Raw genomic sequence first — 10,579 nt, 5'->3', positions numbered from 1 at the left:
GCGTGGTGCGGTTGATTGTTTCATAGTGTTTCGGTGGTCATAGCGTGAGGGAAACGCCCGGTTACATTCCGAACCCGGAAGCTAAGCCTCACAGCGCCGATGGTACTGCAGGGGGGACCCTGTGGGAGAGTAGGACGCCGCCGAACAATTTTTGAGAAAGCCCCTGCCGGGAAACCGGCGGGGGCTTTCTGCGTTTGGGGTCGTTTATGGTCTTTGTATGAGTGACACGGGTGCGGAGGAATACACGGTTCGCTTCATACACGCGGAGGAGTGGCCCGCGGTGAAAGAGCTGCGGCTTGCCTCATTGCAGGACCCCATGGCCCATGTCGCCTTTCTGGAGACATACGAGCAGGCCAACAGCAAGCCCGATTCCTTCTGGCAGGAGCGGGCCGCCGGCGGTGCCGAAGGGGCACTCGGCGTACGGCAGATCATCGCCGAGCGAGCGGACGGGACATGGGTCGGATCCGTCACCGTACTGATCGAGGAAGCCGGGACCACGGACTGGGCCGGAATGCCCGTGGAGCGGCTGCAGGGCCATCTCGTCGGGGTGTACGTGCGACCTGAGGAGCGGGGTCGCGGGCTCACCGAGCGGCTTTTCGACGCCGCCGTGGAGTGGGCCTGGAGCCGAGACGTGGAACGGGTTCGGTTGATCGTCCACGAGGAGAATCCGCGGGCTCAGGCGTTCTACCGCAAGGTGGGGTTCATGCCGAGTGGACGGACCGTGCCGGTGGCCGGGCACGGCGGGCAGTCCGAGTTGGAGTTCGTGCTCGACCGTGCGCTAGACCGGTAGTTCGGCGTGGGGCCAGCGGGATCGGGCCTGTTCGCGGGAGCGGAGGAGGGCCAGCGTCGGCAGGCCACGGTCCGTGCCGGTGGCGAGGAGGTCGGGCAGCTGGGGCAGCGGGGCCACGGCGGCCACATCGTCGAGGACCAGGGTGAGTGGTGGGTCGAGGCGACCGGAGGATGACCGTTCGGCCACGCGCCGGCCGCGCTCGACCACGCTTGAGGCGAGGGCCGTCAACAGCGGCATGGCGGAAGGGTTCGCCTTCGGGTCCTCGATGGGGTCGCCGACCACATAAAGCGTTCCCCCCTCGTGCACAAAGGAATCCAGGACCAGCGAGTCCGCTCGGTTCGGGGTGCAGGATTCCCGGACGTTGACCGTGGAGAGCGCCGAGAGCGCACGAGCCGTCAGAGCCTGGGCGATGTCCCGGCGTTCGGGGTGGGATGTCAGGGCCGACTCCAGTTCGCCCGCGGAGCCGGCTGCCGCCTTCGCGTTCGTACGGAGAATGCGAACGGCTTCCTGGACGTTCGTGCCCTGGGCCCAGCGGTGGAGGTGGCGGACGGTACGGGAATCTATCGCCGCGGCGTGCAGATAGCTGCGGAGGAGGGTCTCCGCCGTCTCCGCCACGGCCTGGTCGATCTTGGCCGTAGGGCGGATCGGGGCGAGGAGGGCCGTGGCGCGGGCCGCCGCCGTGGGCTTGTCCTCGCAGTCGGAGATGGGGGACCAGTGGAGGCGGGCCGGGGTGTCGCAGCGGTGCGCCGGGTCGTAGAGGAGGACCGGACCCAGCTTCGCCCGGGCGTCCTTGGTGTCCGACCAGAGGACGGGGTCGGAGGTGACGACCAGGGCCGGGCCCTCGGCGTCACGTACCGCCTGGATGGCGGCCGGGCGACGGGTCTCCGCGCCACCGAGGAGCAGAGCGGGGATGGGCCGCACGCCCGCCGGCTTCCCGTCGGCCGGGAAGGGGGCCCCTGGGACCGCTGCCCCGGTCGGCAGGGAGGGCGTGGGGGCGGGAGCTGTGGGGGCGGGCTGTGCCATCGCGGCCGGTGCGGCCGGTGCAGTGGGGGCGGTTCCAGGGGCGATGCTGGTCTCGTAGGCGATGTCCGTCCCTGCGGCCACCGGCTCGCGTTCCGTGCCCGTGCCCGGGGGTGTTGTGAGGGGGACCGGGGGCGGGTCGGTGCGGGGAGCGGTGCCGTTCCTCGGCTCCGGGACCGGGGGGAACGGGACTTGGTCGTGGGGCGCGAGAGGTGCCGGCTGCGCCCCTGCCTGTGCTCGTGCCGCCTTCTCCCTGGCGCGGACGGCTCTCCAGCGGGCCAGGGTGCCCGTGATGAAGACCGTGAGGACGAGCAGGATCATCAGCTGGCCGATGAGGAGGCCCCAGAAGAGGCCGTAGCCGGAGAGCTGGGCGGCCGGGGTGTCGGGCCAGGCGGCCGAGAGGTCCTGCGGGGCCGAGACCAGGCTGCGTACCGCCAGGGGCGTGCGTGTGAAGGTGACGCGGTCCGGCCACGCGCCGTGCGCGAAGAGGCCCGCCAGGCCGGTCGCTGACCAGACGAGCAGGGTGAGGCCGACCAGGAAACCGAGGACGGCGATCAGCAGCCCGTCGGGGATGCCGCCTCCGCCCTGTTGGGGATGCCGGTGCCGGTCGTCTGGTCTCATCGCACACCGCCGTTCACGCCGTCTCCTCCTGCGCCGTTCACGCCCGTCCCTCGCCGGTACGGCTCGCTCGTCCGCCCGTACCGGCTCGTCCCTCGCTCGCTCAGGCCACCGTGGACTCGGAGGAGCCGTAGCCGTCGACGTCGCTCAGATGCTCCACGAACGCGGCGGCCCGTTCCTCGGCCTCCAGTTCGGCGGCGCGCAGGGCGTCGTCGTCCAGGAGGTGGTCGTCGGAGGACTCCGTCATGGCGCGGTCGGTGAAGACGAGGGGGCGCTCCGTCTCGGTGATCAGGTGTTTGACGACCTGGACGTTGCCGTTGACGTCCCAGACCGCGATGCCCGGGGTGAGGGTCGGGATGATCTCCACCGCCCAGCGGGGGAGGCCCAGGACGCGGCCCGTGGCGCGGGCCTCGTCCGCCTTCTGGGCGTAGATCGTCCTCGTCGAGGCCATCTTGAGGATGGCGGCCGCCTCCTTCGCCGCCGCTCCGTCGATGACGTCGGAGAGATGGTGGACGACCGCGACGAACGACAGACCGAGGCGTCGGCCGAACTTCAGCAGGCGCTGGAAGAGCTGGGCCACGAACGGGCTGTTGATGATGTGCCAGGCCTCCTCGACCAGGAAGATGCGCTTCTTCCGGTCGGGGCGGATCCAGGTGTGCTCCAGCCAGACACCGACGATCGCCATGAGGATGGGCATGGCGATGGAGTTGCGGTCGATGTGCGACAGGTCGAAGACGATGAGCGGGGCGTCGAGATCGATGCCCACCGTCGTCGGGCCGTCGAACATGCCCCGCAGGTCACCGTCGACGAGGCGGTCCAGGACCAGGGCCACGTCCAGGCCCCACGCCCGTACGTCGTCTATGGCGACGTTCATCGCTTCCGCGGACTCCGGCTCGGGGTGGCGGAGCTGCTCGACGATGTCGGTGAGGACCGGCTGGCGTTCGACGATGGTCTCGTTGACGTAGGCGTGCGCGACCTTCAGGGCGAAGCCGGAACGCTCGTCCAGGCCGTGGCCCATCGCCACCTCGATGATCGTCCGGAGCAGCGCGAGCTGGCCCGTGGTCGTGATCGACGGGTCGAGGGGGTTGAGGCGGATCCCGTGGTCGAGGGCGGCCGTCGGGTCCAGGCGGATGGGAGTTATCCCCAGCTCCTGCGCGATGAGGTTCCACTCGCCGACGCCGTCCTCGCCCTGGGCGTCGAGGACGACGACCTGGCGGTCGCGGAAGCGGAGCTGGCGCAGGACGTACGTCTTCTCCAGGGCCGACTTGCCGTTGCCGGACTCGCCGAGGACGAGCCAGTGCGGGGCGGGCAGTTGCTGGCCGTAGAGCTGGAAGGGGTCGTAGATGTAGCCCTTGCCGGAGTAGACCTCGCGGCCGATGATCACGCCTGAGTCGCCGAGGCCGGGCGCGGCGGTCGGGAGATAGACCGCCTGGGCCTGGCCGGTGGACGTGCGCACCGGGAGGCGCGTCGTCTCGACCTTGCCGAAGAGGAAGGACGTGAAGGCGTCGGTGAGGACGGACAGCGGGTCCCGCATGGCCCTACCTTCGGATTCCGGTGGCGAACGGGAGGGTGTTGACGAAGGACCGGTGGTGCTCGCGGTCGCACCACTCCAGCTTCAGGTACGACTTGCCGGCGGAGGCCCTTATGGTCCGCTTGTCGCGGGCGAGGGACTCCGGTGAGCGGGACGAGACGGTGATGTAGCCGACGAGGTTGACGCCGGCGGCGCCGCTGGCCAGGTCCTCGCCGCGCTGGTCGAGGCGGGAGTGGGAGGCCACGTCGCGCGGGTCGACCGTGCGGTTCATCTTGGCGGCGCGGGACGCCTCCGCCTCGTCGTTGGTCTTCTCCGTGAGCATGCGCTCGATGGCGACCTCGGTCGGTTCCAGGTCCATGGTGACGGCGACCGTGCGGATCACGTCGGGGGTGTGGACGAGGAGGGGCGCGAGGAAGTTCACGCCGACCGGGGTCATCGGCCACTCCTTCACCCAGGCCGTGGCGTGGCACCAGGGGGCGCGGGTGGAGGACTCGCGGGTCTTGGCCTGGAGGTAGTCCGGTTCCGTCGCGTCCAGTTCGGCCGGCCAGGCGTTGCGCTTGGTCATGGCCTGGATGTGGTCGATCGGGTGGTCCGGGTCGTACATGGAGTGGATCAGGGAGGCGAGGCGGCCCTGGCCGAGGGGCTGCCGGACGCGGATGTCGGCCTCCTGGAGGCGCGAGCAGATGTCCGTCAGCTCACGGGCCATGACGACGGCGAGGCCGGCGTCCTTGTCGAGCTTGCGGCCCTGGGGGCGGGCGGCGCGGGCCATGGCGTGCGCCTCGGCGGCCAGTTCGCGGGTGTAGTGCATGCAGGCGACCAGGTACGCGCGGTGCTGCTCGCTGCTCGTGGACACCATGGACTGGAGCTGATCGTACGACTGTCGCAGCCAGCCCGGGGAGCGGTCGTCGCCGCGCTGGGCGACGTCCTTGGCGTGGGCGTCCGGGTCCGCGGGCAGGGTGCGCGCGAGCATCTGGAGGCGGGTGACGAAGCCGTCGCCGTTGGCCACGTGCTTGAGGAGGGTGCCGAAGCGGTCGACGAGGGCTTCCTGGTCCTCGGAGTCGCGCAGGCCGACACCGGGGCCCTCGATCTCGATGGCCGCGGTGACGGTCCTCCGGTCGGCGTGCAGCAGGACGGCGATCTCGTCCGGGCCGAACGGGGCGGCGAGCCAGGTGATGCGGCCGATGCCCGGCGGGGGGCCGACCTCGACCTCACGGCCGTCGAGGCTGGTGCCGGCCTCCATGGCGGCGGAGCGGTAGGTGGCGCCGCGGCGGACCGTCCGCTTGTAGCTGCGGTTGATCTCGAACCACTTGTAGAAGGTGCGCCGCTTGTACGGCACGTAGACCGCGGCGAGCGCCAGCATCGGGAAGCCCGTCAGCAGGGCGATGCGTGGGACGAGCACCGGGACGAGGAGACCGCACATCATGCCGAGGAACGCGCCCGCGATGATGAGCGCGATCTCGCCGGACTCACGGTTCCGGCCGATGATCGCGTTCGGCCGGGCGCGGCCGATCAGATATGTACGGCGGGGCGTGACCGGATGGGACAGGTGGGACTCGGTCGTCAACGCCCTTCACCTCCCGTGCGGTTGCTGTTTCGGGTGTTACTGGCGTGGGGGGTGTTGGTGGGGCTTGTGCGGGGCGGGGGTGCGGCGGAGGGGACAGTCCCGCCGCCGCCCGCGCGCGAGCTGTGGGCGGCCACGCCACCGGACACGGGGTTGGCGGGTCGGGGCCCGCCTCCGCCTCCGCCGTTGTTGTCGGCCCGGGTGCTGTGGGTCTTGATGCCCTGGGCGACGAGGGTGGCGGGGGAGCTGATGACGGCGGCGGCCTTGCTTTCGGCGCCGCTCATCAGGCGGTTGTTGCGGGAGTTGGCGATCTCGTCGCCGAAGCCGGGGACGAAGCGGTAGATCATCGCCGAGGCGAAGATGGCCAGGAGGATGATCGCGAGGCCGGAGACGACGGCGGAGAAGGCGTCGGGGCCGTCGTCTGAGGAGAGGGCGCCGGCGAGGCCGAGGACGATCACGATGACGGGCTTGATGAGGATGACCGCGATCATGATGCCGGCCCAGCGGCGGACGTGGCCCCACAGGTTCTTGTCGACCAGGCCGGCGTAGACGACGGTGCCGAGGAGGGCGCCGACGTAGAGCAGGGCGGCGCGGATGACGAGCTCCAGCCAGAGGACGCCGGCGGCGAGGATGGAGACGAGGGAGACGACGATGAGCATGATGGGGCCGCCGCCGATGTCCTCGCCCTTCTTGAGGGCGCCGGAGAACGTGCCGAAGAACGTGTCCGTCTGGTCGCCCGTGGCCTTGGCGAGGACCTCGGTGACTCCGTCGGTCGCCGAGACGATCGTGTAGAGGATCAGGGGGGTGAAGGCGGAGGCCAGGACGGTGAGCCAGAGGAAGCCGACGGCTTCCGACAGGGCCGTGGTGAGGGGGACGCCTCGTACGGCCCGCTTGGCGACCGCGAGCAGCCACAGGACGAGCGTGAGGATCGTCGACGCCGCGAAGACGACCGCGTACTGCTGGAGGAACTTCGGGTTCGTGAAGTCGACGTTCGCGGTCTCGTTGACGGCGGCGGAGAGCTTGTCGATGGTCCAGGAGGCGGCGTCGGCGCAGCCTTGGGCGAGGGAGGAGAGGGGGTCGAGGGTGGAGGTGATCTTGTCGGGGACGGTACTGGTGTCGCCCTTGTCGCCGGATTCTCGTTCGCAGTAGTCCTTGGCGGGGCCGGAGATCAGAGAGCAGGGGTCATTGCTCGACGAGGGAGAGGGCGAAGGGTCGGGTGCGGCGAAGGTTCGGGTCGCCAGAAGGAAGGCGCTGACCTGGATGGCCGCCACAGCACCGGTGAGCGTGACTGCGCGACGCGGGCTACCGGGCATACGTGAACCCTCCGAACTCCTCGACCGCCTTGCCGATCTCGTCGGCTCCGGAGACCGGATCGTCTGCGTTGACGGGGGTCGGGCCGGTCTTCTGGCTGGTCTCCATGACCTTCCAGTCACCATCGGCCCACTTCAGCTTCAGGGTCACGGTGAACCAGCCGTTGGTCACCGGATTGGTGGTGTTCTCTCCAGTGAGGCCGAACAGGCTGTTGCACCAGACCTCGACCGTGGCGGCGCCGGAGTTGTACGACGTTGCCTTGGCGCCCACCGGGAGGGTGCGGTTGACGAAGGTGCTCCCCGAGGGCGCGCTGCCGTCGTCGTTGAGGCCGAGCGTCTTCAAGAACGCGGCGGAGTAGTCGTCGTCGAATCCGGTCTGGAGGCGCTGCAAGGCATCCGGGGCAGCGATGGTTGCGACGATCTGGTGCCGCTTGGCGCTGTTGAACATGCCGTCGGAGCCCAGGGCGGCGGTGTAGTTGGTCGCCGCGCTCTGCGCCCCCTGCTCGCTCTGCGCGTACCCCGTGGGGATCCCTGCGGTCTTCGACTTCACCGGCCGCTCGCCCGAGGCCGTCGTAGGGGCCGTTTTCGGCTTGTCTCCGGTTGATGTCCCGTTCGTCGTGTCGTCGTCTCCTCGGTTCGCGAAGGCGATCGCGGCGATGAGGAGGACGATGACGCCGACGATGGTGACGAGGCTTCTGGAGGAGGAGCGGGGGCGGCGGGGGGCGCCGCCGTAGGGGTCGGTGGCGCGGTCGGGGAGCCGGGTGCGGGTCTGGCCGGTGCCGGCGTACCCCCCGTACGTCCCGTCGTCGGTGCCGCGCGAGGACTCGCCGTAGCCGTGGTCGTCGCCGAGACTCATGCCGCGTTCGCCCCTTCAACTTCGACGCCGTACATGGACGCGTACGAAAACGCGTGGCAATACGACGGTAGCCGCGCTGGTTCCCGCGCGGGCGCGGTGTGGTGACTCGACATCAGGGAGACGCAACCTCAGCCGGTGGGCACGACGGACGGGTGGGGTAGTGGGGGACCGGAAAGCGGGCGTGCCCGGCCGGGACGTGGCCGGGCCGCGGTGCTACACGGCCATGCCGTACACGATGGTGAAGAGCGTGCCCAGTGAACCGATGATGAAGACGCCGGTGAGACCGGCGATGATGAGGCCCTTGCCCTGTTCGGCGCTGAACGTGTCGCGCAGGGCGGTCGCGCCGATGCGCTGTTTGGCCGCGCCCCAGATGGCGATGCCCAGGCAGAGGAGGATGGCGACCGCCATCACGACCTCGATCATCACGCGTGCCTCGTTGCCCAGGCTGCCGAAAGGCCCCCAGTCCGGGGCGATTCCGCCGATGATGGTGGTGATGTCGCCCTTGTCGGCCGCAATGAACATGTAAGTCACCGCCCCTAGTGGGTAGTTCCGCTGGCTCTGCATCGCGTCCGGCTCGGCGTCCGCGCTGCACCCCTGGCGCGGGTGCGCAGAGGTCGGGCCCATTCTCGCTGACAATGACGCTGTCGTATGTCGACTTGGCGTCATTGATTGGCGGGTTTCGTACGTATCCCTTGCTTCCGGCCTGCGTGGGACCCTAACGGGGGACGCGGAACGGTACACGAAGGGTCGTATAGTCACTCTGTGTATCACGGCAGGTTACGCCGGGCAACGAGGTTAAAGCGGAACCTGTGGTGTGGTTCCGTCGTTAGTCCCCCTTTTCCGGGTGGTTCGGCCTGGTGGGACCGGTGGTGGTGAAGCGGCCGGTCCGGTCCCGCTTCTGACGGGGTGTCGGTCCGGTGTTCGCCGTGTTTCGAGTGTGCCTGATGTGGACGTAAGGGTCGCGTCCGGGTGGGCGTCGGACGTGCGGTGTGACTGGCTGGGGAGTCTTTCGATCTGAGGCGTTGTCAGTGGGGGCCGTTAGGTTCGGGGCATGGGTTCTTCGCTGAGTGTGTACCTGCTGGACGTGGCCGCCACGCGGGCGTTGGTCGGTTCCCGTGACGAGCAGTTGCTGGAGGTCGTCCGCGACAGGTTCGGGGACGACCTGGCGCGGGACGACGACTGGTTCCGGTCGGAGATCGAGGACGGGGCGCCGACGGCGTACGAGGCGCTTCGGGCGGTCGTGCACGGGGGGCCGTTCAGCGAGGACAAGCAGTACGCGTTCCAGTACGGGTACGCCTACCAGCGGCTGTGCTCCCTCACGGGCTCGTTCCTCGCCAACTCGAGCTTCACCCCGCACCGGGGCGACTGGCTGTCGGTGGTCGACGAGGGCCTGACCGCGCTGGGGATCACCGCGGTGTCGGTGGCGGCGTTCGAGTACGGCGATCTGCCGGCTCCGCTGCCCAGGTCGTACCCGCCGGGCTGCGGTGAGTGGACGCACGAGCAGTGTCTGCGGGCGTTGGAGCAGTTCGAGGCGACGAAGGCGAAGGGCGGGACCCCGCCGCCGCTGGATCCGGAGGTGGTGGAGGCGGTCATGCAGTGCCTCGGGTGGCTGCGGCACGCGGAGTCGCGACCCGGGTTCGGGGTCATCGGGTTCAAGTTCTGAGGGCGGTCCTGCGCGGGAGGGGCAGGGGGGTGCACAGAGGGCGCCGGCGCTCAGAAGGGGCGGGCCGCCTTCAGGAGGCGGGGTGGGAGGTACGGGGTGGTGACGGGGGTTGTCCAGCCTCGGCGGTGGGCGTGGCAGGTCAGGGCCAGGATGTCGAGGTTGAGGGCGGCGTCGGAGGTGTTGGCGCGGTCGGCCACCCGGTGGTGGTCGCGGTGGGCCTCCAGGGCGTCCAGCAGGGCCAGGTTGAAGCTCTCCTCGTCGCCCTCGACGAGTTGGGAGAAGAGGATCGTGGGCGGGGGGAAGAAGCCCCAGTCCCTGGCCTTGCCGTGGTCGTCCAGGGCCCGCTCCGTGACGGGCTCGGGGTCCTCGCCCCGCAGATACGTGAGCAGGGCCTCGCGGTAGGAGGCGAAGGCCGAGTCGTCCTGGGCGAGGCGGGCGGGGCCGGCGAGGACGAGCGGGGCCAGGTGCTCGCGTACGCCGGTGATCAGGGCCAGGTTGACGGCGGTGTGCCAGGCGCCCGGTCCGGCCTGGTCCCCGTGGTACGCCGGGTACACGAGGCGCCGACCGTCGATCGTGACCTCGACGTCCGTGCCGGGGGCCGCGAGCGTGGTGCGGAAGAGGGCGGCGCCCATCTCGGCGGCGAGGTGCAGATGGGCGAGCTGCGCGTCCGTGACGTCGGCGGAGTGCGAGGCGCGGGCCTTGAACAGGATCTCCTGGTAGCCGACGGCCCACGCCAGCTTCGCCGGTGACAGGGGCTTGCCGGGCACCGGGGTGAAGGCCTCCCGCGTGTACTGCTCGTAGTCGGCCTCGCTGGCCGGGTGGATGGGCTGCGGGTTCCCCGGGCGTTCCAACACCACCGGGTCGGCGGTCAGTTCGGCGACCGCGTCCGGGCGCCTGTCGAGGCCGAACCCCCGCACCCGTGGGCCGGGCGCCGCGAAGCCGGTGACCAGGGCGTACGGCAGGTAGTCGGTGTCGAGGGGCGGCGGCCAGCCCTCCCTGCGGTGGGCCAGGGCCGCCAGGGCGAGGGGGAGGAGGGGCAGCAGGGTGGCGGGGCTGGTGACCGGGCCGGAGAGGGCGCTGTACGGGCGGAGCAGTGCGGTCAGATGGGTGCCGAAGGCGGACCGGTCGCCGCTCGCCAAGGCGTGCAGGGCGTGCAGGGCCGTGGTGTGGGGGTGCCGCAGGAGGCCCTGGGCGCCGCCGGTCATGTGGTCCAAGGAGTGGATCCGGGCG

The 10,579-nt window shown here is 70.2% G+C and carries 9 protein-coding genes and 1 rRNA gene; 3 read left to right on the top strand and 7 right to left on the bottom strand.

The features are described from left to right. The first annotated feature begins 29 nt into the window (after positions 1 to 29). A 5S ribosomal RNA gene (gene rrf / locus M8J73_RS31350) occupies positions 30 to 146 on the top strand. Positions 147 to 217: 71 nt separating this feature from the next. Beyond that, positions 218 to 790 (top strand): GNAT family N-acetyltransferase, encoded by a 573-nt coding sequence (locus M8J73_RS31345; protein ID WP_055543310.1) that lies wholly within the window; start codon positions 218 to 220, stop codon positions 788 to 790. Here M8J73_RS31345 and M8J73_RS31340 read toward each other — a convergent pair. The 6 genes from M8J73_RS31340 to M8J73_RS31315 all read right to left on the bottom strand — a co-directional run bounded on the left by M8J73_RS31340 (position 779) and on the right by M8J73_RS31315 (position 8,208). Further along, entirely contained in the window at positions 779 to 2,431 is a 1,653-nt protein-coding gene (locus M8J73_RS31340) for a type IV secretory system conjugative DNA transfer family protein (RefSeq protein ID WP_249829357.1), read from the bottom strand. The genes M8J73_RS31345 and M8J73_RS31340 overlap by 12 nt on opposite strands. Before the next feature lie 100 nt (positions 2,432 to 2,531). Then, a complete protein-coding gene (locus M8J73_RS31335) occupies positions 2,532 to 3,962 on the bottom strand; it encodes an ATP-binding protein (RefSeq protein WP_055524389.1) in 1,431 nt (476 codons plus the stop codon). Positions 3,963 to 3,966: 4 nt separating this feature from the next. Beyond that, entirely contained in the window at positions 3,967 to 5,523 is a 1,557-nt protein-coding gene (locus tag M8J73_RS31330) for an SCO6880 family protein (protein WP_055541234.1), read from the bottom strand. Next, positions 5,520 to 6,833 (bottom strand): hypothetical protein, encoded by a 1,314-nt coding sequence (locus tag M8J73_RS31325; protein WP_249829356.1) that lies wholly within the window; start codon positions 6,831 to 6,833, stop codon positions 5,520 to 5,522. The genes M8J73_RS31330 and M8J73_RS31325 overlap by 4 nt, the downstream gene beginning before the upstream one ends. Beyond that, the gene (locus tag M8J73_RS31320) at positions 6,823 to 7,686 is read right to left on the bottom strand and encodes a DUF8175 domain-containg protein (RefSeq protein WP_249829355.1); all 864 of its coding nucleotides are present in this window, start codon (positions 7,684 to 7,686) and stop codon (positions 6,823 to 6,825) included. Before M8J73_RS31320 ends, M8J73_RS31325 begins: the two co-directional genes overlap by 11 nt. A gap of 213 nt (positions 7,687 to 7,899) precedes the next feature. Further along, positions 7,900 to 8,208 carry a DUF8827 family protein gene (locus M8J73_RS31315; RefSeq protein ID WP_055519934.1) on the bottom strand — a complete coding sequence of 103 codons (309 nt, stop codon included), beginning with the start codon at positions 8,206 to 8,208 and terminating at the stop codon, positions 7,900 to 7,902. Positions 8,209 to 8,737: 529 nt separating this feature from the next. On the opposite strand from M8J73_RS31315, the gene M8J73_RS31310 reads away from it, so the two are divergent. After that, a complete protein-coding gene (locus M8J73_RS31310; RefSeq protein WP_055541906.1) occupies positions 8,738 to 9,349 on the top strand; it encodes a DUF7691 family protein in 612 nt (203 codons plus the stop codon). 50 nt (positions 9,350 to 9,399) lie between these two features. Here the strand turns inward: M8J73_RS31310 and M8J73_RS31305 are convergent. Next, positions 9,400 to 10,579 (bottom strand): immunity 49 family protein (locus tag M8J73_RS31305; RefSeq protein ID WP_249829354.1); only part of this gene is annotated, 1,180 nt, incomplete at its 5' end.

This window comes from Streptomyces neyagawaensis (assembly GCF_023516595.1).
GTDB lineage: Bacteria > Actinomycetota > Actinomycetes > Streptomycetales > Streptomycetaceae > Streptomyces > Streptomyces neyagawaensis.
Note: the sequence above shows the minus strand (reverse complement) of the source record. Positions and strands in the feature narration are given on the sequence as shown.

Bases quoted from the DNA above. Each gene is read 5' to 3' on its own strand.
- M8J73_RS31345 (WP_055543310.1), top strand. From the start codon at position 218: ATGAGTGACACGGGTGCGGAGGAATACACGGTTCGCTTCATACACGCG.
- M8J73_RS31340 (WP_249829357.1), bottom strand. From the start codon at position 2,431: ATGAGACCAGACGACCGGCACCGGCATCCCCAACAGGGCGGAGGCGGC.
- M8J73_RS31335 (WP_055524389.1), bottom strand. From the start codon at position 3,962: ATGCGGGACCCGCTGTCCGTCCTCACCGACGCCTTCACGTCCTTCCTC.
- M8J73_RS31325 (WP_249829356.1), bottom strand. From the start codon at position 6,833: ATGCCCGGTAGCCCGCGTCGCGCAGTCACGCTCACCGGTGCTGTGGCG.
- M8J73_RS31320 (WP_249829355.1), bottom strand. From the start codon at position 7,686: ATGAGTCTCGGCGACGACCACGGCTACGGCGAGTCCTCGCGCGGCACC.
- M8J73_RS31315 (WP_055519934.1), bottom strand. From the start codon at position 8,208: ATGTTCATTGCGGCCGACAAGGGCGACATCACCACCATCATCGGCGGA.
- M8J73_RS31310 (WP_055541906.1), top strand. From the start codon at position 8,738: ATGGGTTCTTCGCTGAGTGTGTACCTGCTGGACGTGGCCGCCACGCGG.